We start from the raw sequence: 24,852 nt of genomic DNA on the forward strand, positions 1-24,852 counted from the left end.
TAGTTAATTCTAATTGAGACAATGACTTAGTTGAGTGATGGTAGAGGGAAGAAAAATAGCCTCGAAGTGCGAGGCTATTTGATAGATATTCTGAATGCTTATAAAGACGTTTCTTTTTCTAGCACTAGCGCGTTGTATCGTGCGAAGCCTGCTTCTAGGTCAGCAATTAAGTCTTCGACATCTTCGAGTCCGATGTGAAGACGCACCAGTGTGCCCTCGAAGTTTGGATTTGCAACGGTACGTAAGCTGTTAAAGCTTTTCGGCTCGTTGGCTAAAATCAAACTCTCATAGCCTCCCCATGAATAACCCATGCTGAAGTGTTTCATGCCATCCAACAATGCTGTAGTTGCTTTCGGGTACGAGCTTTTCAAGACGAACGAGAACAGGCCGTTACCACCGGTAAAGTCACGTTTAAAGAATTCATGGCCAGGGCAGCTCTCTAAAGCTGGGTGGCGAACGTGATCGACCTCGGGACGATTTTCCAGCCATTGCGCTACTTTTAGGCTGTTTTCTGCATGCTGGCGTAAGCGAACATCCAAAGTACGAATACCGCGCAGCCCAAGGTATGCATCGTCAGGAGAAACGCATTGACCCATCAGGTAGCTTTGCTCACGTAATTGGTCCCAATATTTCCCAGAGGCAACTGCTGTACCCAACATCACATCAGAGTGACCAACAATGTACTTGGTTGCTGCCTGAATAGAGATATCGACGCCGTGGTCAAATGGGGAGAAGTTCACGCCTGCGCCCCAAGTATTATCAAGCATCACGATGATTTCACGCTCATGGGCAATGTTCGCCATCGTTGGAACATCCATCACTTCCATTGTGATTGAGCCAGGAGACTCTAGGAAAAGGATTTTGGTATTCGGTTGAATAAGATCGCGAATACCTTCACCAATCATAGGATCAAAGTAAGTCGTTTCGACGCCCATCTTCTTCATGATGGTGTCGCAGAAGTCGCGGGTCGGTTCGTAACAGGTATCGACCATTAGGATGTGATCGCCCGTCTCAACAAAAGACAGGATCGCATTAGAAATCGCAGCGGTACCACATGGGTAAAGGGCACAGCCCGCACCGCCTTCCACTTCAACCATGGCATCTTGAAAGGCAAAGTGTGTGTTTGTGCCGCGACGCCCGTAGAACAGAGTTTTGTTAGTGCGATTGATCATCGCTTGGTTTTTTTCTGCAACGGTATCAAACACGATGGTGGAAGCTCGCTGAACTGGTGGGTTAACCACACCGTTAGTCCACTTCTTGTCACGACCAGCGGTGACGAGTTTGGTCTTTTTGCCTTCTGACATAAAAATTCCCTGTCTAAATTACGATTTTCAATATTTAAAACATGGAGCAAGGGTGGTTTGCAAGGGAAAAATAGAAATGAAACGACTTGTCCGAGCATCACTCGAAAAACAGTGGTATGGGGCGTAAAAAAGAAAACCGACAGCATGAATCTGTCGGTTTTATTGAGATTTAGCGGCTTTATCTTATTTATTACAGTAATGGATTAAATAGATAGAAAACGCGCTCTAAAAAGCGAGAAAAGATACTGCGCTTTGCCCATTCATCTTTGTCGACCGTATGTGACTGTTGGACGTAAGCATCTTGTAGTGATGACATTTGTTTGGTGAACTCTTCATCATCTACCGCAAGCGTCACTTCAAAGTTCAGCCATAAACTGCGCATATCCATGTTTACTGTGCCGACCAAACAGAATTGCTCATCAATAACGACGGACTTAGTGTGCAGCAAGCCACCATAGAACTCATAGATTTTCACACCCGCTGCCATCAGCTCACTGTAGAAAGCACGTGATGCCCATTGCACCATCATGGAGTCGTTTTTATGGGGAATGATAAGCTCTACATCAATGCCTCGTTGTGCGGTCATCTTCAATGTTTCAAGTAGGTCAGAGCTTGGAACAAAGTAAGGTGTTGTGATCCTCACAGATCGATTCGCTTGGTTGATTGCCAAGGTCAACACTTGGTAAATCAAGTACTCCGGCATACCCGGACCTGACGGCACGACTTGAATCGGGTGTTGAAACTCATCATTATCGACTCGGCATTCAGGGTGAGTCGGTAGTTGACGCTCGCCAGTTTCTACTTCCCAATCCCAACAGTGGATAGCACTCAATACGTTCACTGTCGGGCCAGTAATGCGCACCATGATGTCAATCCACTGACCGACACCGCTGCTTTGTTTAAAGAAAGCAGGATCGACCAAGTTCATTGAACCTGTGTAGGCGATCTCGTCATCAATAACGATAATCTTACGGTGCTGACGCAAATCAAGACGGCGCAGAAAGATACGCCACATTTTTACTTCTAATGCTTGCACCACATCGATGCCCGCATCTTTCATCATCTTGTACCAAGGGCTGCGGAAGAAGCGCGGGCTACCAGCTGAGTCGAGCAGCAGCTTAACATCCACGCCACGCTTCGCAGCTTGAATCAATGCAGAAGCAACAGAATCGGCTAAGCCGCCCGGATGCCAAATGTAGAACACCATGCGGATGCTGTGTTGCGCGTTTTCGATGTCTTTAATAATGGAGTGAAGGATCTCATCCGGTGACTGTTGAAGCGAAAGCGTGTTGCCACTCAGAGCTGGAAGGCCCAAACGGTTGTTACACAATTCATCAATGCGGTAGATATGACGCCCCATTGCTTCTGGAACATGTGCGTTACAATCATTTAACTGAGTGAACCATTGTTGGAACGGTGTGAACATCACTTTGGCCCGTTCTGCACGTTTTCGACCAAGGTTAAGCTCACCAAATAAGAAATAACAGGCAACACCTAGCACTGGCAGGATGTAGATGATCATCAGCCATGCAAGGGAGACGCTAACAGCACGACGCTTTAAAACGACGCGAATAGTAACACCAGCAACGAGAAACCAGTAAAGCCCGATGCCAGCGAGGGTGATAAAGTGATAGAACTTGTCCATATACGCCAAAAGTAATAAGCCCAATATGGATATTAAGCGTAAATGCCGGAACGGGAAACTATTTTCATAACCCTAGGGCAGAACGATTTTGTAATGTGAAATGAATTTTATAACGGGGGTTTGTGTTACTGATGTGTGAAAAGTCGGACGAAACATTAACTTTTGCACAAAAAAGCAGCATTTAGCGTGAACAATAATACATTTGTGCGATAAATGTGCTGATCGGGGTTCCAATTTTAAATTGAAACTGCTTTACTGACCATACATAGAGCGTCACACAAACATCTTATAAAGTGTACATTAATATTTACACGAACATATTCTAGACGCCTATCTCTATGCAAACACAACAAAATACTTTGGAGAAAAAGCGTGGCTACAAATACAGCAGCACCACGTGATACGTGGGGGTCTAAACTAGGCTTCGTAATGGCAGCAGCGGGTTCCGCTGTCGGTTTAGGCAATATATGGAAATTCCCTTACACAGCGGGTGAGAGCGGCGGCGGTGCGTTCGTTGCAATCTACCTTTTGTTTGTTATTTTTATCGGCTTTAGCGTAATGCTTACTGAATTCGCTATTGGTCGTAAGACAGGTCTTTCAGCAGTAGGTGCTTTCAAATCGACTGATCGTCGTTGGACATTTACTGGTGTTATCGGCGTACTGAGTGGTCTACTTATCATGGGTTTCTACCCTGTAGTAGGTGGCTGGGCGCTAGCGTACATCTTCAAAGTAGGTGGTGGTCTACTAAGTACTCCTGAAGCAATTGGTGACAGCTTCGGCGGCTTCATTTCTGATCCAGTTCAACCGCTACTGTGGATGGGTGTTTACCTATTCCTTAACATCGTTATCGTAATGAAGGGTATTTCCGGCGGTATCGAGAAAGCGGGTAAAATCCTGATGCCTCTTCTATTCCTTATCCTGATCGTTGTATCGGTGAAAGGTCTGATGCTACCGGGTGCAATGGCGGGTCTTGAGTTCCTATTCATGCCAGACTTCTCGAAAGTAGACAGCAATGTTGTTCTAGCGGCGCTAGGCCAAGCATTCTTCTCACTATCTCTTGGTATGGGTTGTATGATGACGTACGGTTCTTACCTTAAGAAGAAAGAGAACCTAGTTCAAACAACCGGTATGGTCACTGCGATGGATACTGGTGTTGCAATCCTTGCAGGTGTTGCAATGTTCCCGGCAATGTTCGCATTCGGTATGGAACCAGCAGCAGGTCCAGGTCTAGTATTCGTTGTTGTACCTCAGCTGTTTGCTGAAATGGGCGGCGTAATTGGTCTTCTATTTGCTCTGATGTTCTTCATCGGTCTAACAGTAGCGGCACTGACGTCTTCAGTATCTCTATTGGAAGTTGTGGTTTCTTACCTAATCGATGAGAAAGGCCTGAAGCGTTCAACAGCAGTACTTTCTGCAAGTGTCGTAATGGCATCACTATGTGTGTTTGCATCACTATCACTCGGCGGTGTTGGTCCAACACTATTCGGTACAGGTGCATTCGACATCTTCGACCTACTAACAGATAAGATCTTCCTAGCGGTTGGCGGTATGTTGGTATGTATCTTCGCAGGCTGGCGTCTAAACCGTGCTGACCTTGAGAAAGAGATCACGAACGACGGTAAAGTATCGTTCCCACTATTTGGTCTTTGGTACAACCTAGTGAAATACGTAATCCCAGTTGCTATCGCTATCGTAGCCTTCATGGGTATCAAGTCTGGTTTCGACAGCGGTAAGGGCGAAATCATGCTACTAGGTATCGGCATCATTGCTCTAGCGGGTATCTTCTCTAAGAAGCTATAAGCGAACAGCAATCAGCTAAATTCGAAAATTAATAAGCGGGAGTCTTCATAGACTCCCGCTTTTTTATATTCATTATTTATAGGATTGATGGAATTAATATCAATAATGGGTATTAATTGTGAGATAGCTCGCAGGGTGAGGTGGATCACAAAAGTTTGTACTCAAGTTGCATAAGTTCGTTCCGATAACCCTTACAAAGCATGTGTAAATATGTGGATTAACTAAGTTAGAAATAAGAAATCAGAGTAAGGAAGGTTATTAGTGACAATGTCTGTTCGTAAAAAACTGTACGCGAGTTTTGGTGCCATTTTGGCAATCATGCTAGTGATGATCGGGATTATCATGCTAGAGGTATTAAACTCGCACGAAGTGGCTGACGAGGTGAGAACGGACGACGTTCCTGAAACAGTGCAGTATCTTATTTTGATCGATGAAGCTGGCGATGTTTATCGCGATGCGTTGGGTAGTATCGTTGGTGTTGCAGGGGCCCAAGCTGAGTATCAAGTTAATAAAAAGGAGTTTTCTGCCGCTATTGCCGAAGTTAAACGCCTAGAAACGGTGGGTGGTGAAGATTACCGTAACGTTGAAAAAGCCGAGCGTTACATGAGTAACTTCACCCGTGACTTTGAATTACAAGTTCTGACCAACCTTGGTTTGGAAAATGTTGAGGAGAACGTTGCTCGTCTTCGCTCACTTTATGATGCGAATCTAGCACCGCTTGAATCCATTCTGGATGCCGCATCACTCGATGGTCGCCAAAGCACCAGTGAGGCATTACTCGATCTCTCTGATTCGTTTAACAGTATTGAGCTGACGATTTCTGTGTTGGGTTCGATTGCTTTGATTGCAACAGGTGTGATTGCGTACTTGTTGTCGAACTCAATCACCAACCGTTTGAGTAAGTTAGATGAATTAGCACAGCGCGTTGCAGAAGGTGATTTAACCGTCGATCCGATTGAGGATAAATCGGGTGATGAGCTGGCTAACCTAGCGACGTCACTAAATAAGATGCAGGCGTCTTTGACCAGCCTTATTGGTTCGATTTCGCTTGTGTCGGAAGAGGTGAAATCTGTTACCGGTGAGCTTTCCGTTGTGAGCCAAGATATTGTGTCTGGTGCTAGCAGCCAATCTGATAAAGCAAACTTGATTGCGACTGCGGCAGAAGAGCTGAGCTTGACCATTTCTCAAGTTGCCGAGCAAGGTGCTGCGACGTTTGAAGAAGCACGCAAGTCGGAATCAACTGCTGAACAAGGTCGCACCGTGATTGTAGAGATGGTGGAAAGCATTCAACAGGTATCTCAGCAGATGTCGGATATGTCGGTGCAGATGAACAGTCTAGGCTCTCATGGTGAGAAGATCGGCGCGGTTATCAAAGTGATTGAAGATATCGCAGAGCAGACGAACCTGCTGGCATTGAACGCAGCGATTGAAGCGGCACGTGCAGGTGAGTTTGGTCGTGGCTTTGCTGTGGTTGCAGATGAAGTACGCGCTCTGGCTGAACGCACAACAAAGGCAACACAAGAGGTCGGTGAGATCATTCAAGCGATTCAAGTCGGTACTCAAGAGGCAGTAACTTACACCGAAGATGGCTGTCGTTTGGTTGAAATTGGTGTGAGTCAAAGCTCTGGTGCAGTGAACTCGCTGGAAGAAATCGTTTCGGGTGCGGCGCACGTTCAAAGCATGGTCAATTCAATCGCGACGGCGGCGGAAGAGCAAACCGCAGTGACGAAAGAAATTGCTGCTGACATTACCTCGATCAGCGATATCTCAAACCGTTCATTACAATTGGCCAATGATAGCTCGCAAAGCGTAGAAGGTCTGAACCGTAAAGTTCAAGAACTGGAAGCGCTGGTGGGCAAGTTTAAGCTCGCCTAATTGCTTAGAATCGGTATACTTCTGGCTCCAAACGTGGAGCCAGTTTTTTATGTTCGACATTCTACACACCCATCCAGATTTTCTGATCATCAATAAACATCCCAACGTCTCAGTACACAAGGACGATGGAGATACCATGTTGCTGCAAGAAGTAGCAAAACAAAGTGGTGATGAGCAGTTGTATCTTATCCACCGCCTCGACAAAATGACGTCTGGAATTTTGCTTTTGGGTCGCAACGCGAAAGCAGCAAGTGCGTTATCGCAAGCATTTGCAAATCGTGAAGTCGAGAAGTTCTATCTTGCGATTGGTTCGAAAAAGCCTAAGAAGAAGCAAGGGTTCGTAGTGGGTGACATGGAACGCTCTCGTCGTTCTTCATGGAAGCTGGTCAACAGCAAAACGAATCCAGCGATTACCCAATTCTTCTCCCTCGCTGCAGAGCCGGGAGAGCGCCTGTTTTTATGCAAGCCGCACACTGGCAAAACGCACCAAATTCGCGTGGCATTAAAATCCGTTGGCTCGGGTATTGTTGGCGATCCTATTTATAATGCAGGCAATGAAGCCGATCGTGGCTACTTGCATGCATTTTCGCTGTGTTTCCCGTATCAAGATGAAACACATTGCTATGTTTGCGACCCGCGTGAACACAAAGCACTTGGTAGCAAATGGCACAATGAAACGGTATCCCAAGGTATCGACACTTGGCTCTCTCCGTGGGAACTAAACTGGCCTACGATCAAATAACCATCACAAAGAAAACGAATAAGAGAATTCGATGCAAGCATCACAACTTCCGCTGTTTTTTCAGCATCTAGAAGCCGAGCTAACACAAGCTCCCAACGAAATCCGCCGACTGTTTCACGGTCGTGGCCGCCGCTTCGAAGGTTTAGAGCAAATTACGTGTGATTGGTTACAAGGTCAGTTGATCATCAATCTATTTAAAGAAGTGGATGAGTCGTTTCTGAGCGAATTAAAAGCGGGATTGAACACGCTTTCTGATTCTGCTCTGTGGGCAGAGAAACAGGGCTGCACGATCGTGATTCAGCACCGTTACGCTGACGGTGCACCTTCTGAAATTCTATTGGGTGAGCTAGATGCTCGACCTGTGGTTGAAGAAAGTGGCTTGAAGTACCAGCTAGACATCGGTCGTAACCAGAACTTCGGTCTGTTCCTTGATATGCGCTACGGTCGTGATTGGGTTCGTGAAAATGCCAAGCACAAAAACGTACTTAACTTGTTTGCTTACACTTGTGGCTTCTCTGTGGCGGCTATTGCTGGTGGCGCAGATAAAGTGGTTAACGTGGATATGGCGAAAGCGTCGCTGTCTAAAGGTCGTGAGAACCATAAGCTGAATGGTCATAACATCAACCAAGTGAGCTTTATGGGGCACGATATCTTTAAGTCGTGGGGGAAGATCAAGAAGTCAGGTCAGTACGATATGATCATCATTGATCCGCCATCATTTCAGAAAGGCAGCTTTGCACTAACCAAAGACTACAAAAAGATTCTACGCCGTTTGCCAGATTTGCTAGCAGAAGGCGGTCAGGTGTTAGCATGTGTAAACTCGCCATCGGTGACCAGCGATTTCTTGATTGAAAGCATGAAGGAAGAAGCGCCACAGCTAACATTCCGTGAGCGTTTGGATAACCCACCAGAGTTTTTGGATGTAGATAGCGAAGCTGCACTCAAGGTTTTACTGTTTAGCTGAGTTTAGATAAAGAAACTTCTGAGTTTAATAACACTTTTCCACAAACAAAAAGCGCCTAGTACGGCGCTTTTTTAGTGTTCGTATCAACGGCTTTAACCAATCTGAACTTCGAGGTCGGATTCAATCGTTGAAGAGCAGGCGAGTACGTATCCTTGCTCAATTTCTTCTGGGGTCAATGTTTCAAGGCTAGTTGAAGAAACGCTGCCTTTGCGAACCTTACACTTACAAGAGCCACAAATGCCGCTCCGGCAAGCCACGATTAGTGGTAATGCAGCACCTTCCAACACATCAGCAAGGACTTGGCCTTTTTGCGCATCGATCGCCTGAGCAAAGTCTGGTACTGACACACTGGCCGTTTCATCTGATACTTCAGCTTCGTCGCTCACTGCTGGAGTAAAGCTTTCTTGGAAAAAGTTCGCCATATCAAAGCCAAGTTCACTTAGGTAGCTTTGGACATCAAGCATAAACTGATTTGGACCGCATAGATAAACCGTGCGCTGCTTAAAGTCTGGCACCAGTTCTTTTAACCACTCGGCATTCAAACGACCTTCTGGGTAAAGCGTTTCACCGCGGTTTTTCAGTAGCAATTTCAGTTTGAAATCTGAATAAACTGAATGGTAGGTCTCTAATAAATCAAAGTAGATGGTTTCAGGCTGAGAGCGAGCAATGTGCAGGAACTCAATATCAACTCCAGCGTCGTTATCTAGCCATTCTTTTGCCATCGCGAATACAGGCGTAATACCGCAGCCCGCACTAATGAGCAGTGCTTTCTTTCTACCGTTGACCTCGATTGGTGGATGATCGATGCAGTTGAAATCACCCGTAGGGGGAAGAGCTTGAACCGTATCGCCAATGAGAAGCTTATCGATGATGTAGTTGGAGACCTTACCGCCTTCGACACGCTTGATCGTCAGTTGCAAGCAGTCGTCACCGGAAAGAGAGCTGAGTGAGTAAGCACGAAACTCCATCTTGCCATCGATTTCAACACCAAGGTTGATGAACTGACCCGCTTTAAACTCAAACAAGAGCGATTCTGACAGGTCTGCCAACTTGAGGCTCACTGCATCGGCAGTTTCATGGTATTTGTCTACACAGCGTAACGTGACAGGTTGACTGCCTTGCCATTCAAAAAACATAACAATCTCTTTGGTTATCGAGTACTCAATAGATAGAAGCGCCCCCAATTAAGGAGGCGCGTGATAAGCGAGGCGATTACGCTGCTAGGATGGTTTTAAGATCGTCCTGAACATTTCCAATACTGCGCATATCGAACTTCTCTTGGATAATCGCAATCAAGTTTGGCGTTAGGAATGCAGGCGCTGTTGGACCTGTGTAGATGCCTTTCACACCAAGAGCGAATAGCGTAAGTAGGATCACAATCGCTTTTTGCTCGAACCAAGACAGAACAAGCGTTAGAGGAAGCTCGTTGATGTCGCAATCGAACTCTTTCGCAAGTGCCAGTGCAAGCTGGATTGCTGAGTACGCATCGTTACATTGACCCACATCCAATAGGCGAGGGATGCCATTGATGTCGCCAAATGTGTTCTTGTTGAAACGGTATTTACCACAAGCCAGCGTTAGGATTAGCGTATCTTCTGGTGTTTCTGCAGTGAAGTCGGTGTAGTAGCTACGTTCTGCTTTGTCACCATCACAACCACCGACTAGGAAGAAGTGTTTAATATTGCCTTGCTTCACTTGGTCGATAACCGCTGGTGCTGCGTTCATTAGTGCGTTGCGACCGAAACCAACCGTGATGTTGTGTTCGATTTCGTCATGCTGGAAGCCTTCTTGCGCTAATGCACATTCAACCACTTGGCTAAAATCATCACCTTCTAGGTGAGCGACACCCGGCCAACCAACAATGCTACGAGTGAATAGGCGGTCTGCATATTGGCCAACGTTCGGGTTCAATAGGCAGTTTGATGTCATCACAATCGCGCCAGGGAAGTTAGCGAACTCTTTCTGTTGATTCTGCCAAGCACTGCCGTAGTTACCCACTAGGTGAGGGTACTTCTTCAGCTCTGGGTAGCCGTGTGCAGGCAGCATTTCACCGTTGGTGTAAACGTTAATGCCTTTGCCTTCGGTCTGTTGCAGGATTTTCTCTAGGTCGTGAAGGTCATGACCAGAAACAAGGATACATTTGCCTTTCACTGGCTTAACGTTAACAGTGGTTGGTTCTGGGTGACCGAACGTTGCTGTTTCACCATGATCCAGCATTTCCATCACTTTGTAGTTCATAAGACCAATGCGCATTGAGCAGTCTAATAGCTCGCCTAGATCTTCTGGGTCAGTACCTAACCAAGCCATGATTTCGTGGTATTCCGCGAAGATGTCATTGTTGGTTTGCTCAAGTACGCGTGCGTGTTCCATGTATGCAGCGGCACCTTTTAGACCGTACAAGCAAAGTAGGCGTAGGCCGATAACGTCTTCGTGTACTTGGTCTTTACCACGGTTTACTGCCACTTGAGGAGCAAATGCTAGGATTTCTTCTGCGCTGTTTGGCAGTTCGAAGTTCGCAACGTTAGGTACGTTCAATACGACTTCGTCAGCAAGTGTTGCGGCAGTCATGACTTGGTCTTTTAGCAGTGCTTTGTATGTTGCTGCTTGAGAAGTTAACTCAAGGATACGCTCAGGATCGAAGTTTACGTTCGTCAACGTAGAGAAGAATGCTCTTGGAGCCCATTGGTTGATTTCATCATTGATGATGTTGAATTCAAGCGCGCGTGCTGCCCAAAAAGAAACCCCTTGCAGAGTGTAAACCAACACGTCTTGTAGATCGGATACCTCTGAAGTTTTGCCACACATACCTTGTGCGAAAGAACAGCCTTTTACAGCTGGGGTTTGGATTGTCTGTTCACATTGAATACAGAACATATTGGGTTCTCCAGTGATTGTAGTAATAGTCGTTTTGTTTTCTCCAATAGAGCAGAATGCGTGCCAATTATTATCTTATTGATTTTAAATAACTTTGTTCTTATTGGGGGACGTTGTTGATGTAATTGTGACAACGTAAATGATGTACAAATGACAACAAAAATACAGATGTGATGAGAAAAGCAACGCGTAGATAAACGCTTGAACTGTCGAAAGTGGAAGTGCTTGTTAAACAGAAGAAAAGTTAATGCGGTTGTATGGAGGCTAGAGATTCCCGATTGCGCTCCTTCGTCGGCTCGCTCTGCTTCGGGCTAGTAGTCATTCCGGACGAGCCTAAGCGAGCGATCCGGAATCTATCTTTTAAGACGTAAGTTTCTATCCCTTCAAGAGAAGAGAGCGAAGTAGTGGCTTCTATTTGCTAATGCCGAGCTTTTTACCCATGCGATACAAGTTGCCCCGATCCATTTGTAAAAACTCCGCTGCTTTTGCCCAAACCCCACCGGTTTGGCTTAAAGCGTGTTCAATCAAGTCTCGTTGATAACTCTCTACTAACTCACGCATTGGTTGGCTGTCTTTCGGTAAGTAATGCGATGTGTTTTTTACATCATCCAATGCCAATGAAGTATCAAAGTGATTGAGCATGATGGTGCTCGCGCCTTGCTGAATCGCATGTAATGCCGCACGCGTTAAGGTATGTTCAAGTTCTCGAACGTTACCGTACCAAGGCAGAGATTCTAGTTGAGTCAGTACCTTAGGGTGAACGTGAAGGTTTGGTGCGTTAAATTGCTGGCGTACTTTTTCTAACAAATATCCCGCTAGAACCGGAATGTCGCCATCACGCGCGCGCAATGGTGGCACTTCGATTGGGAATACGTTTAAACGATGGAACAGATCCGCACGAAATGTGCCATCTTCTACTTCTTTTTCTAACTGTCGGTTGGTGGCTGCGATGATGCGCACGTTAACCATCAAATTCTGATCGCTACCTACGCGTTGTAACTCACCTTGTTGGATAACTCTCAACAGTTTTGCCTGCAAAATCAATGGCAATTCACCCACTTCATCTAAGAAGATTGTACCGCCATCAGCCAGTTCGAACTTACCTGCACGATGACTATTGGCTCCTGTAAAAGCGCCCTTTACGTGGCCAAACAGTTCGCTCTCCGCCAGACCTTCGGGTAGGGCAGCGCAGTTTACGTAAATCATCGGTTTATCATTGCGATGAGATTGAGCATGAACTGAATGAGCAACAAGCTCTTTACCGGTCCCCGTTTCTCCCGTTACTAATACTGCGTAATCCGACTGAGCAACGGTCGCAATGTTGTTTCGTAATTGATTGATTTGTGGGCTTAAGCCAACCATGTCACTGTGTTGTGAGCGCGCTTGTTGGATCAGGGTTTGCGTAACGCTCTTTTGCTTCTGGTTCTGCGCTTTAAGGGCTTTTAGTTGCGCAATGTTACGCAGTGTCGCCGCCGTTAGCGCTGCGAACGTTTCGATCGCAACTGGGTCGATATGGTCAAAGGCACCAACAGCCAGCGCATCCATGGTTAACGCCCCGACAAGTTGACCCTCAACGTACAAGCTAAAGCCCATGCAGTCGTGAACGTCAATGCATTGATCTTCCGTTAAAAGTGTTCCATCAAATGGATCGGGCAGGGCACAATCAGCGTCGAAGCGAACCGGCTCACGACTATGAATGATGGCCTCTAAACGTGGGTGAGCTTTAGGAAAGTAGCGGCGACCGAGTACTGAACTCGATAGGCCTTTTACTGCAACGGGCGTTAGGAAGCCATCTTCATCAAAGATAAACAGACAACTCGCATCACAAGGGAACACTTGTGCCACTCCATCAATCAGGTTTTGGTATTGCTGCTCATGAGAGCGATTTGAGCTCAGGTTGAGTGCGATATTAAGAAGTACGTGATCGACAGTAGGAGTCATAACAGGCCCGGAGTTAGCTTGAATGGGCCCATGCTAGCAACTTGATGTCATTTGAACATCGAAAGGTGTGAGAGATTGATGTTCCATTGACGACGATCAAGTGAAGCTGCATTACTGTGACATAAACAAATGCAACTGGTTGAGTTTAATGGCTAAGCGTAAGGAATTTAGCCTACGGAAATAATGTTATCCGAAATTGATATTTTACTGTTGACCTAAAGTTAACTTGAGCTTTTATCCTCCGCACACCAAAACGTCATGAGGATAGGTTATGCATAATAATTACATTAAAGAATTAGCCATAAAGAGCTACCAAGAAGATATACAAAAAGAGTATTACCGAGCTAAGCAGCAGACTTGGCACTTACCGAGTTTTATGTTGGGAATTGTGCTCTCACAGCTTATTTTCGGCTGGTAATTCTGATAGGAGAAGTTTGGCCTCAACAGAATGGAAACTTTGAGGCCAAACCCCTGTTAGTTATCAGGGTAATAAATAGCGAGCAGTGGTGTTCTGAAGAACTAATTTTCAGAGAGCGTGTATGCTTGGCCTACTGCTCTACGTTGCTTAATGAAGATGATGAAAAATGCGATAGCGCTTGTCAAAGCGAGTATCCAACTAGTGAGTACCATCATGCTTTGAGTCGCAGGCAACATCGATAAACCGTAGGTGAAACCAAATGCTCCTATCATCTGTAATGCTCCATAAATCGCGCCAACTTGCCCTTTGTGTTTCGGAAACATATACAAGGCTGAAACGCCCGCGATAGCAAGTAAGAACGCAACCCCAAATGACATCACGCAGAAACCCAACAACATGAATGAATAGCTTTTCACCATAAGGCTGAATGTAGTCAGGGCACAGCCTGAAACTTGGATTACGCAGCCGAAGAAAAGCGTCAGATTCTCACTTAGGCGGTTCTTTAAGAACTGATTCCAAAATAATCGTGATACCACGCTACTGATCATTAACGTCATTGCACCTAATCCAAAATCTGCTACTGAGATGTCAAATTGGTTTTGAGCAACGAAGGAGCCCATCACTTGGAAAAGTAGAAGACAGCTCGTGCCGCTGATCATCATTGCGAGATAACACAAAAATGTTAGGTTTGAAGTGATAAAAGCATAGTCTTTTAGCATTTGCTTAGGTTTGATTGCGTCCGGGTTATGTTGACTGATTGTCTCGCGTTTAATTACTGCGATGACAAGCAATGTCACAACCGCTAGGCCGAGCAAAAAGATAAAGTTTGCTTCCCAGCTAAAATGTGTTGTGAGGTACCCACCTAGAATTGGAGTTAAGCCTGGTAAGCTCATAAAAATAATCCCATACCAGGCAAGTATCCCCATAAGTTCCGATTTTTCGAAAGCGTCTTGTAGTATTGTTCTACAAAGCAAGTAGAGTCCTCCTACGCCAAAACCTTGTACAACTCTACCAATCAGAAGAGACTCGATGCTTTGTGATAGGGCGCACAGCGCTGAGCCTGCCACAAAAATGACGGCTGAGAGTAAGGCGACGGGCTTCCTTCCATATCTTTCGGAAAAAGGTCCAGCGAGTAGTTGACTGCATGCTAGTGCAATAAAAAATACGCTCAAAGATTGTTGCACAAGTGCCTCTGAGGTGTGCAGAGCATTCTGTATCTCGGGGAGGCTTGGCACATACATGCTCGAGGCAAAAAAATAGCTGGACGCCATGATTAGGCTGATAAATATGATCTGGAGTTTGGACATTCGTTTAACCTCATGCCTTGTTAAAGGAGTAGTTAAACATGGTAGAGAGGTGCGTCGTTTAAAGCTTTTGGGCAGCTGACAGTTTGTTTACAAAACGCGCCATATCGTCTGGTCACTGTACATATTTGACCGTTAATCAATATTCTGCTTTTGATGCTTGTTATAAGCAGTCGAAAAAGAAGAGAGACTTGAATACTCCAACTCAAACGCAACAACCGTTGCGCTTATGCCTTTTTTCATCATTTGCTCCGCTCGCTCCATGACTACTTTATTTCGGATCTCTTTGAAAGAAGCTTTGAAGTGCGAAAGGAACAATCGGTTTAATGTTCGCACTGACGCACCAGTCTTTTGCGATAACTGCGAGATAGACATTTTAATGGTTGGTTTATCAGAGAGCGCTTCGATTATGATTAATAGGCGTCGGTCCATGCTACCCTGCGCGACGAAAGGGTGAGTTGTCGGTGCGCAACGAGAGCACTGGTCGATAAGAACATCTATGTATTGGTCGGCTAACTTGGGATCTTGAGTCTTGTTTTTCCAAACACTGAACAACTGTGTGATGATTGGTGGAACGTCCAGCATACAGACTGCTTTTATATTTGGGGTTGAGTTGGAGGGCAGCTTAAGAAGAGAAACCTGCGAGCGCTTTAGAAACTCTGCTCGGTGCGGTGTATAGGCTGGAATATAGACTAATGAGCCCGGCATGGATAACAGACTATGCTTGTCCGTTGATACAATTTGACACCCTTGGTGCACGTAGGCGAGATGTGAATAACTATGAGTGTGAAAATCTCCTGGCGGCCGATGTGATTCATATTGTTTGAGAATCAGTCTTTTATCTTCCAAATTCACCTTCTTTTTGATGTCATTGTTTATCTATTTCGAGGCTCATAGTTCAATGAATAAAAAATTGGACTACGAGCCTACAGTTTACACGAGTTTGACTGAATCTTTTTTTACTGGCGCCAATCGTTTTTGTTTTCGCGCCAACATGCTTCTTAACGTGGGGAAGGTTACGACTTTAATGTTTGAAATCCAGAGTAAATGCGCGTAAAGGTAGTAAACCAACACGCTGCACCAAAGATGTACGCAATCACGGCAAAATGTTGTGGGAACAAACAGAACAGCACGAAGCAACCGATGGTCTCTGTGCCTTCTGTCAGACCGCTCATGTAGTACAGAGATTTGTGCTTGTAGACAGGGTTATCGATACCACGTTTACCCGCCATGATCGCAAATGCTAAGAAGCTGCTTCCTGTACCAATAAACGAGAAGATCAAGAACGCGCCCGCAACGGCGTTCTGTTCTGGGTTTGCTAGTACAAAGCCAAATGGAATCAGAGAATAGAACAAGAAGTCTAGGCTTATATCAAGGAAGCCGCCCGCATCGGTGATGCCTTGAATCCTCGCCAACGCGCCATCTAAACCATCACAGATTCGATTCAGAAGAATAAACGCTAATGCAAGCGTGTATTGCTCTGCCATCAATGCAGGTAAGGCAAAACAGCCAAGGGCGAAGCCAAATAAGGTGGTTTGGTTAGCTGTCACGCCACATTTATCAATAAGTTTTGCGCTCTGTGCCAATGGCCACTTAATGATTTTGATACTCAGGCTATCAAGCATGGCTTGTCTCCCAAGGCCAGTTCAGGCAGCGACTGCCTTCTGGAATATCATCCTCATCGTGAGTCACCATTAAAGCAGGAATATTGGCTTGTTGAAGTTGCTCCACAACCCAGTTACGAAACTGTACGCGAAGATCTTTATCCAGCTTGCTGTATGGCTCATCGAGCAATGCAACTTTCGGTTTCGCTAACAACATGCGAGTGAGAGCGATACGCGCGCGCTGGCCGCCTGAGATTTGGTCAGGGAAAGACTCTGCAAGTTTAGTTAGCGAGATGTGCTTCAAAGCCTGCATCGCGCGCTCTTTACGCTCAGCCCCTTTGATTGAATTGGGTAGTGCGAACGCAAGGTTTTCCCACACGGTTAGGTGCGGAAAGAGCAAATCGTCTTGGAAAAGAATGCCGACTTGGCGCTTGTGCGCAGGTAAAGCATCCAGCTTTTCATTGTCGAGCGTGATTGAGCCTGAATAGTCGAACTCGGACGACAGGTGACCAGCAATGGCATCCAACAAGGTGGATTTGCCACAGCCACTTGGGCCCATCAGGGTAACAATTTCGCCTTTCTCTACCGTCATGTTGAAGGCAGAGAAAAGTGTGTCGCCATTGGTTTTACGGATGGCGAGGTTTTCGAGACAAAGACTCATTCGGTAGTAAACCTTTAATAGACAACCGGCGATACTTAACGTGTAAACGACTAAGTAGAATCGCAAAAGAGAAGAACATTAACGGCAAGAGAGCTTGCCAAATTGCGTAAATCGCGGTGACACGACGGTCGAAGCCACTTGAGAGGGCTACCGCTTCTGTTGTTATGGTGCTGATGCGACCAGCGCCCAGCACGAGTGTAGGTAGGTATTGCGCCAAGCTAACACTAATGCCCACCGCCCAAGCAAACGCTATTGCAGGCAGAAGAATCGGCAGTTTGACTTTTAGCCAAGCCTGCATTGGTGATTTACCAAGGCTTAGGGCAACACGAGTTAACCCATTGTCGAAGCTGCGCCAAGGGCCATCCAATGACAAGTAAACAAACGGGAATGCAAAGAACACGTGAGCCCAGCATACCCAGAAGAAGTACGCGTTGCTGTCGAGATACAGCGTGACGACTTGCATACCAAACAACACAGATAGCTGGGGGATCAACATTGGCACGGCAATGATGTATCCCGGCACCTGCCAGCGGTAACGTAATCGGTATTCATGAGCAATCAGCGCCAGTACAAGGGCAATAGACGCACTGATCACCGCAATCAACATGCTTTGCTCGAGCGTACCGAGAATACTTTGCCACTCGTATTCCCAAAAACGTAAGCTATAACGGCTCGGCAATAAGTCAGGGAATCGCCAACGTTGAGCGAAGCTCCACACTACCATAAGTGGCACCATTAACAGTGCGAGCAAGGCAATCATAGAGAACAAGGTTTTGCCCGGTAAGTGGAAGCCGCTGCGGCCGGAGTATTGCCAGCGTTTAAAGCCTTTAGTGATGGTCCATTCCACTAGGCGAGCAACACCAATCAAGATGCTCGCAATGGCAAACAACATCACTGCACCTGCCGCCGCTCTTGGTAGCAGGGATAAGTCAGGATCGTTAAACCATTGCCATACCAACACTGCAAACGTAGGAGGGTTGGTTGGGCCAATAATGAGCGCCACATCCACAACGGATAAGCTGTAAGCTAGAACAGCCAACATTGGGAAACGCAGCTTTGCTAACCATTGTGGGAAAACGCATTTCCACCACGCTTGCGCGGAGCTATAACCCATTGAATGGCTGACTTTTTCAATCTTCTCAACTTTTAATTGCTGAAGAATAGGAATGCTCATCAACAATAAAAACGGCACTTCTTTAATGGCAAGCATGATGATCAAACCCAGTGCGTATGGGTCTTTGATCAGCAGTGCTAAGTCATTCACTGTTTGGGCATTTGGATCGTAACCAAACATTTGGTTGAGTACGCGAACACCCATGCCAGTCGGCGCAAATAGGAAAGCAAAACCAATCGCAAACGCCACATGTGGCATGGCGAGAAGTGGAGAAAGGCTGACCTCAATCTTACGCCAGAATTTACTCCCCCAAGAAGCTTGCAGAATCGCAAACGTCATTAAGCAAGCAAGGTAACTGCTGAAAATGGCGGAATAGAAAGTCAGGCCAATGGAAGTCCATACGCCTTCCCAATCGAAGACGGCACTAAAGCCATCCAGCGAGAAGTGGTGAAGACCAATCGGAGGGACATAGCCGAGCGCAGAGACCACCACTCCGAGCAGGCCCGGAATTGTTGGTAATATACAAACTGCGATAATAACTAGATACAGCGCTCTTAACATGGGTGTGTATTAATTCCCGTAACGTTTCAGCCATTCTTTTTCTAGCGCGGCTTGCCAGCTAGGATGTGGCTCCTCGATAGATTTGAATTGCTGGGTATTCTTAGCCGTCCCCGTTAGGAATTGGCTGCTTAGCACTGAAGGATCACCCCAAGTATTAATGTCACCTTTGCGAGATTGCGCTTCAGGGCTTAATAAAAAGTTTATAACAACTTGTGCACCTGCATTGGCATTTGCGTTCCAAGGAATCGCTAAGAAGTGGATGTTCGACAGTGCCCCTGCATCCATCGCATACGCTTTCGTACTTTCTGCAAGGTTGCCGCTCGATTGCGCAGAGAAAACCGCGTTCGGGTTGAAGGTCACCGCTAGGTCGATTTGACCGTCATCCAACAGTTGAATGGACTCGGCAGTACCGCCAGGAAATTGTTTACCACCGCGCCATGCCACTTTATGGAATTCATCTAGGTATGCCCATAGTGGTTGTGTGACGGCTTTAAATGACTCTTCCGTTACTGGTTTTTGCAGCACAGGATCGTTGTGACTCAACTCAATCAGTAGAGACTTGATGAAGCTGGTGCCATGAAACTCAGGCGGGCGAGGGTAAGTCAGACGGTTCGGAAACGCTTTAGCGTAACTCAGCATTTCTGCATAAGAGTGAGGCGGGTTATTCAGAGTTTCTTCATCGTGAATAAATACGAGTTGGCCGACCCCCCAAGGTGCTTCTAGGCCATTGGTTGGCTCTGAGAAGTCGACGTCAACAGGTAGAGTTTTATCTACATATTGCCAATTTGGTAGGCCTTCTACGAAAGGACCAAACAGCAGTTGGTTGTCTTTCATTGATTTAAAGTTTTCACCATTAATCCAAACCATATCAACACTGCCACCGCTGTTTTTTCCTGCGGCTTTTTCAGCAATAAGACGAGTAGTGGTTTCAGAAATATCAGTGACTTTGACGTGATTAAGCGTCACGTTGTAGCGAGATTTAAGCTCTTTGCGTGCCCAATGGAGATAGCGGTTGATCTCTTGGCTGCCACCCCAAGCATGAAAATAAACGGTTTGACCGTCAGCTTGTTGTTCGATTTTTTGCCATTCTTCTGAGTGAGAAGCGGCGAAAGAGGAGGTGGCAAAAGTGGTGGCTAAAATGCCAATGGTGCTAAGTAGCTTTTTCATACGTAATCCGTGTTTATTTATCTTTGTTTTCATTTTGGAGCTCTGTATACCCATGTGATGAAAAATGCGATGAAAATCGTTTTTTTCAGCACTAAAACTATGGGTATAAACCACGCTGGAAGCTCCTTTCCCTCAAGGTGGATAGTAATCTATCTCGCTTTATTATCAACGCGAATTTGATAATAGATTCAGAGAATTACTCGCCTTGTGAGGTCATACCAATCCACGTCAGTTTTTGGCCTTAAAAGTCACCAATTGAAGGGCAAAGTGTGAGCAAATTAGTAGCAATGAAAAGAGTGCAACTCCCGATAAGTCGCACTCTTTTGGCGTCAATAATTGGTAGACCGGATTACTTCGCTAATTCTTCCATGTTGATGCCTTTTTTCTTCGCGATATATTTTGGAATTAGAGACATGCCAAACAACACAAGGCCTGCCACTGCAAATTTCACTAGCAGCATCGCAGACACACCGTTTGTTGCGATATCACCCGCCATGTAAGCGAAAATGAATGCACCTGGTGCCATTGTTAGTAGCGAAACCAGAGCGTAAGTACCTAGGTTTAGGCTGGTTAGACCGTAAGCGTAGTTCTGTAGGCTGAATGGGAATACAGGCACAAGACGAGTCAGGATCAAGAAGCTTGTACCGTTTGCTGCTACGCCATCATCGATTTTCTTGAAGATTGGGTTGTCGCCAAACTTCTTCATGATGTTATTACGAAGCAGGAAGCGCGCTACGATGAATGCTGCCACTGCGCCAAGCGTTGCGGAAAACAAAGCCAATACGCCACCTTTGATAGGACCGAATACGATACCTGCCACAATGGTGAACGCACTGCCCGGAAGTAGGAAAACACACGCAAACACGAATGCTGCAACGAATACGGCGTAACCCCACACACCAAAGCTTGCGATCCAGTCTTGTAGACTCTTGATGTCAGTGATGATTTCAAGAATGCCAGTTTGTTTTGCCGCGAACAGAGCAATAGCTACAACAGCGACGATAAGAGCGATTTTTACGAATTTCATAAGTTCAACTTCACTTAAACCTAATAATTAAAAAGATGTAGCTACAAAAACGTAGCTACAGAGACACAGCTACACAGACATGCACTTGATCAGACCCGCTTTTGATTTGTAGCGGTTGAACCAAGCTTTCACAGGGCTTGCAAGTACGTTGACTGGCGGTTCATCGCCTTGCATGATCACTGGGCCGAACATCAGATCCAGAATGTGCCAAGACTTCGTGCCAACACCCATCATGGATGCACGACAAGCTGAGCAATAAACTACGACGTAGTCAGTCTCGAACTCTTCAACTCGGCGCTTGATTACACGCGTGGCCACGTCTGGGTTTGCTGGCACAACCATGCCGCCGAAGCCACAGCAGCGCGTGTTTTCGCGTGTGTGTTCTGGCTCAGAGGTTTTGTAACCAAGCTCGTTTAAGATCCAACGGATCCCGTCTTGCAGTTCTTTCTCGTAGCGAGTTGAACAAGAGTCGTGAATGGTAAATACCACATCACTGTTTTTCGCTTTACCGCGTAGCGCTTCTGGCAGACCGATTTCTGGAAGCAGTTTCCACAATGAAACCGGCTTTTGTGTGCCACCAGATTTCTTGATCATGCCGTAGCAGCTTTGACATGCCACGATGACTTCTTGTGCGTCCAGCTTGTCAAAGTCAGCTTGAAGCTGGCCGTAACGCTCTTTGAACTTCTCTGTTTGACCGATAGCCGCGGTCGGTTTGCCACAGCACTTCTGGACTGCGCCCATTTCAGGGAATACTTCTTTTAGGTAGCTTGCGATTGCTGCTACGCCTTCTGGTGAATAGGATGGCAAGCTGCATCCTGGCATAAATACTTTATTACTCATTTTGTCGATACCGCTCGTTTTGCCATAGTGAAGATTTTTGAGAAGCCCAGCTTCTGGTGCATGTTGATCGCTTTATGACCCGGCATTGGAGATTCACCGTTGTTTGCCTTAACAAAGTCAGCACGTGCGCCTAGGAACATTTCCTTCATCGGGAAGTCTTTCGGACACACGATGGTGCATTGGTCACACGCGTTGCATGAATAAGCCATCAGTGGGTCCATCGACTTGTTGTTCACAAAGTCAGAGAAGATAGTCTTCGGACAATCGCTGAAGTCATTCATCATGATGCACTCGGTCATACATAGCTTGCAGCTACATTGCAGACAGCGAGAGGCCTCTAATTTGATTTGCGCTTCAGTAAAGCCTAAATCCACTTGGGCAAAATCTTGCTTACGCTCTTCAGCGTCACGTAATTCACCGTGTAGGCGAGGGGTATCTACCGTACCTTTTGGTAGTGGTACGTCTAGACGAGATGCGTAGCTGTACTCTTGCTCGAAGTCGCGATCTTCAGTCAGTGGACGAGCCGTTAGGAAGCGCTCAACACTCATTGCTGCTTTACGACCCAATGCCATCGCTTCAATCACGATGTTACCGCCACATGCGTCGCCGGCTACGAAGACGTCTTCTAGACTTGATGCTAATGTTTGTTTGTCGACAACGTAACGACCGCCGCGAGTTTGCTCTAGTGCACCGTCAGTAATGTCTGCCACGATTTGGCCCGTAGCGAAAACAACCGTATCCACAGAGATGGTTTTGCTTTCTTCGCTGTATTGAGGAGCAAAGTTGCCTTGCTCGTCGAAGATAGACAGTACTTTCTTGATAGTGATGCCGGTTACTTTGCCGTTCTCGTGTTCGATAGCAACTGGGCCCCAACCTGCGTTGAACTCGACGCCTTCTTCTAGTGACTCGTCGATTTCGACTTGGCTTGCAGGCAGGTTTTCAAGACTCTCAAGTGAGCATTGGTAAACGTCGCTTGCACCGATACGCCATGAAGAGCGGGCACAGTCCATTGCAACGTCACCACCACCGATAACCATCACGCGTTTACCTGCACGAGGGAATTGGCGAGTTTCAGAAATCTCTTTTAGGTACTCAACGGCAGAGAACACACCATCGTTGTCATGACCCGGCAGAGGGATGATCGAACCTACGTGTGCACCGTGAGCCAGAATCACAGCATCATGTTCGCTACGTAGATTGTCGAAGCTAATGTCTTTGCCGATCTCAACGCCAAACTGAGTTTTAATACCCAGCATCGCTAGGTAGCTGTATTCGAAATCGATAACATCGCGTGGTAGACGGTATTCAGGGATACCCACACGCATCATGCCGCCGTATACGTCTAGCTTTTCGTAAATCGTTACTTCGTGACCTTGACGACGAAGTTCGATTGCTGCTTGAGCACCAGCAGGGCCAGCACCTACGATCGCAATGTGTTTGTTTGTCAGAGGGGCAATGTTGAGATCCCAGTGATCTTGGTTATCCATTTTCTCTGCGACGAAACGTTTGATGCCCGCTACGCTGATCGGTTGACCGAACTCTGTGCTACGACGACAAGACGCTTCACAAGGGTGGGCACAAATACGGCCAAGAGTTTGAGGAAGGAATAGTTTGCTGCGGATCAGATCCAAAGCGCCTTGGAAATTCCCTTCGCCTGCCATGCGAACGTACTGTTTTACGTCCGTGTGCATTGGACATGCGGTTTGACATGCCGGATCGGCATCACCCATACAACCATCGACAATCGTTTGAGCTGTGTCGAATAGCTTTTGGCTAAAAATTACATTGTTCATTCACTGCGGTTCCGTGTTGATTAGCTCTTGCCGTTGATAACGTTCACTTCAGGATTCTTTTGCTCGTAGTGAGCGTGGCTGTATTCGATCCATGAGCCGTCGTAGTTGTAGACGCCTTCTGCACCTAATACTTCAGTAAGAATCATTGTGGTGTGGGCAGAGCGAACACCAGATTGGCAGTAAGCGATGACTTTTTTGCCTTTGATGATGTCGCCGTAAAGGGCTTGCAGTTCTTCTGCTGATTTCAGTGTTGTGTCTTCGTTCAGCGCTTTAGTCCAGTTAATGTGAACACTGCTTGGGATTGTGCCAGGGCCGTACGCACCAGAAACCGCAACCTCACCGTTGAACTCGTCGTTGCCGCGAGTATCTAGGATCACCCAATCAGGGTTGTTTTGCGCAGCAATAACCATGTCTAGCGTGGCTAGGGCATTGTTATCTTGTTGTGCGTTAGGTGCGTTGTATTCAACCGCTGCCACGCTTTGGTTTGCAGAGCCTGTCGGATAACCAGCGCCCATCCAAGCGTTCAAGCCGCCGTCAAGGTAACGAACGTCTTGGTGACCAAGGTTATGGATTTGCCAGTAAAGACGCGCAGCATCGTGGTGAGAGCCTGCCGCGTAAACTACGATTGTGCTGTCTGCTGTCGCGCCGAAGCTGCCCAGAATCGTTTCCATCTCTTCTGTGCTGTTGCTCATACCACCGAAGTCGTAGGCGTCTTCAGCTGCTGAGTAATCGTTGCGCCACATAGTGTAAGAACCAGAAATAGGGCTATCTGGCTTAATAGGGTTTAGCGCACCGATCACAACCAAGTCTTTGTTACCGTCCATCAGCGACTTCAGTTGTTGTGCAGAAATGAAGTGTTCTGGGTGAGCGTACTGTGTGAACTTCTGCTCTTGAGCAGCAGCATCCACAGTCACAGCCTCAGCCGAAAACATCGTATTGTAAGCTGAGTAGCCAACCGCTGTAACAGTGGCGAACACACCCAACGCAATCGTCGATTTTTTCATGAGTTGCTTCCATATATTAATTTAAAGTTTTGCTGCCGAACCTTCGATGGTTCGACAGATAGAATGCTTTTGAAGGGGGAGTACAGGCATGAACGTTTTTTATTCATTTTTGGTGTTCATGATTTAAAACAGGTGAAAATGCGCTCTACCCCTTTATGGGTAAGGCATTCTGAGGAAATCGTTTAAATGGCGATATTGTGGTTTCCCACAATAA

At 46.4% G+C, this 24,852-nt stretch carries 20 protein-coding genes; 5 read left to right on the forward strand and 15 right to left on the reverse strand.

What is annotated here, in order from left to right:
* Positions 1–98 precede the first annotated feature (98 nt).
* The gene (locus KIO97_RS09505) at positions 99–1,304 is read right to left on the reverse strand and encodes a cystathionine beta-lyase (RefSeq protein WP_285382168.1); all 1,206 of its coding nucleotides are present in this window, start codon (positions 1,302–1,304) and stop codon (positions 99–101) included.
* A gap of 190 nt (positions 1,305–1,494) precedes the next feature.
* The gene (cls, locus tag KIO97_RS09510; protein WP_038889485.1) at positions 1,495–2,949 is read right to left on the reverse strand and encodes a cardiolipin synthase; all 1,455 of its coding nucleotides are present in this window, start codon (positions 2,947–2,949) and stop codon (positions 1,495–1,497) included.
* 372 nt (positions 2,950–3,321) lie between these two features.
* Here cls and KIO97_RS09515 point away from each other — a divergent pair, with 372 nt between their 5' ends.
* The 4 genes from KIO97_RS09515 to KIO97_RS09530 all read left to right on the forward strand — a co-directional run bounded on the left by KIO97_RS09515 (position 3,322) and on the right by KIO97_RS09530 (position 8,330).
* A complete protein-coding gene (locus tag KIO97_RS09515; protein WP_010646075.1) occupies positions 3,322–4,749 on the forward strand; it encodes a sodium-dependent transporter in 1,428 nt (475 codons plus the stop codon).
* A 261-nt stretch (positions 4,750–5,010) separates the two neighbouring features.
* Positions 5,011–6,624: a methyl-accepting chemotaxis protein gene (locus KIO97_RS09520; RefSeq protein WP_285382169.1), complete on the forward strand. Its 1,614-nt coding sequence runs from the start codon at positions 5,011–5,013 to the stop codon at positions 6,622–6,624.
* Positions 6,625–6,673: 49 nt separating this feature from the next.
* On the forward strand, positions 6,674–7,366 hold the full coding sequence (locus KIO97_RS09525; protein ID WP_285382170.1) for a TIGR01621 family pseudouridine synthase: 693 nt from the start codon (positions 6,674–6,676) through the stop codon (positions 7,364–7,366).
* Positions 7,367–7,397: 31 nt separating this feature from the next.
* On the forward strand, positions 7,398–8,330 hold the full coding sequence (locus KIO97_RS09530; RefSeq protein ID WP_285382171.1) for a class I SAM-dependent methyltransferase: 933 nt from the start codon (positions 7,398–7,400) through the stop codon (positions 8,328–8,330).
* A gap of 92 nt (positions 8,331–8,422) precedes the next feature.
* Here the strand turns inward: KIO97_RS09530 and KIO97_RS09535 are convergent, their stop codons facing one another.
* The 3 genes from KIO97_RS09535 to norR form a co-directional block, all read right to left on the reverse strand.
* On the reverse strand, positions 8,423–9,466 hold the full coding sequence (locus KIO97_RS09535; RefSeq protein ID WP_285382172.1) for a hybrid-cluster NAD(P)-dependent oxidoreductase: 1,044 nt from the start codon (positions 9,464–9,466) through the stop codon (positions 8,423–8,425).
* Positions 9,467–9,542: 76 nt separating this feature from the next.
* Positions 9,543–11,204 (reverse strand): hydroxylamine reductase, encoded by a 1,662-nt coding sequence (gene hcp, locus KIO97_RS09540; protein ID WP_285382173.1) that lies wholly within the window; start codon positions 11,202–11,204, stop codon positions 9,543–9,545.
* 411 nt (positions 11,205–11,615) lie between these two features.
* Positions 11,616–13,145, reverse strand: coding sequence for a nitric oxide reductase transcriptional regulator NorR (gene norR / locus KIO97_RS09545; protein ID WP_285382174.1), 1,530 nt, complete (start codon positions 13,143–13,145; stop codon positions 11,616–11,618).
* 271 nt (positions 13,146–13,416) lie between these two features.
* On the opposite strand from norR, the gene KIO97_RS09550 reads away from it, so the two are divergent.
* Complete coding sequence (locus tag KIO97_RS09550; protein ID WP_285382175.1) at positions 13,417–13,563, forward strand: hypothetical protein; 147 nt, start codon at positions 13,417–13,419, stop codon at positions 13,561–13,563.
* Between the two features lie 101 nt (positions 13,564–13,664).
* Here KIO97_RS09550 and KIO97_RS09555 read toward each other — a convergent pair whose 3' ends face one another.
* The 10 genes from KIO97_RS09555 to KIO97_RS09600 all read right to left on the reverse strand — a co-directional run bounded on the left by KIO97_RS09555 (position 13,665) and on the right by KIO97_RS09600 (position 24,638).
* On the reverse strand, positions 13,665–14,870 hold the full coding sequence (locus KIO97_RS09555) for an MFS transporter (RefSeq protein WP_258471528.1): 1,206 nt from the start codon (positions 14,868–14,870) through the stop codon (positions 13,665–13,667).
* Between the two features lie 132 nt (positions 14,871–15,002).
* Positions 15,003–15,452 carry a helix-turn-helix domain-containing protein gene (locus KIO97_RS09560; RefSeq protein WP_043882932.1) on the reverse strand — a complete coding sequence of 150 codons (450 nt, stop codon included), beginning with the start codon at positions 15,450–15,452 and terminating at the stop codon, positions 15,003–15,005.
* 431 nt (positions 15,453–15,883) lie between these two features.
* The gene (locus KIO97_RS09565; protein WP_045378285.1) at positions 15,884–16,492 is read right to left on the reverse strand and encodes a CDP-alcohol phosphatidyltransferase family protein; all 609 of its coding nucleotides are present in this window, start codon (positions 16,490–16,492) and stop codon (positions 15,884–15,886) included.
* Entirely contained in the window at positions 16,485–17,132 is a 648-nt protein-coding gene (locus KIO97_RS09570; RefSeq protein ID WP_005425724.1) for an ATP-binding cassette domain-containing protein, read from the reverse strand. Before KIO97_RS09570 ends, KIO97_RS09565 begins: the two co-directional genes overlap by 8 nt.
* Positions 17,098–18,807 (reverse strand): ABC transporter permease, encoded by a 1,710-nt coding sequence (locus tag KIO97_RS09575; RefSeq protein WP_285382179.1) that lies wholly within the window; start codon positions 18,805–18,807, stop codon positions 17,098–17,100. Before KIO97_RS09575 ends, KIO97_RS09570 begins: the two co-directional genes overlap by 35 nt.
* 9 nt (positions 18,808–18,816) lie before the next feature.
* Positions 18,817–19,974, reverse strand: coding sequence for an ABC transporter substrate-binding protein (locus tag KIO97_RS09580; protein WP_285382181.1), 1,158 nt, complete (start codon positions 19,972–19,974; stop codon positions 18,817–18,819).
* Between the two features lie 349 nt (positions 19,975–20,323).
* Positions 20,324–21,001, reverse strand: a complete 678-nt coding sequence (locus KIO97_RS09585) for a TVP38/TMEM64 family protein (RefSeq protein WP_285382183.1) — start codon at positions 20,999–21,001, stop codon at positions 20,324–20,326.
* A 69-nt stretch (positions 21,002–21,070) separates the two neighbouring features.
* Positions 21,071–21,841, reverse strand: coding sequence for a (Fe-S)-binding protein (locus KIO97_RS09590; protein WP_005478886.1), 771 nt, complete (start codon positions 21,839–21,841; stop codon positions 21,071–21,073).
* Positions 21,838–23,634: an FAD-dependent oxidoreductase gene (locus KIO97_RS09595; RefSeq protein WP_285382185.1), complete on the reverse strand. Its 1,797-nt coding sequence runs from the start codon at positions 23,632–23,634 to the stop codon at positions 21,838–21,840. Before KIO97_RS09595 ends, KIO97_RS09590 begins: the two co-directional genes overlap by 4 nt.
* Positions 23,635–23,654: 20 nt before the next feature.
* Positions 23,655–24,638 (reverse strand): sulfurtransferase, encoded by a 984-nt coding sequence (locus KIO97_RS09600; protein ID WP_285382187.1) that lies wholly within the window; start codon positions 24,636–24,638, stop codon positions 23,655–23,657.
* Positions 24,639–24,852: the final 214 nt, after the last annotated feature.

Source organism: Vibrio sp. B181a, from assembly GCF_030248375.1.
Classification (GTDB): domain Bacteria; phylum Pseudomonadota; class Gammaproteobacteria; order Enterobacterales; family Vibrionaceae; genus Vibrio; species Vibrio campbellii.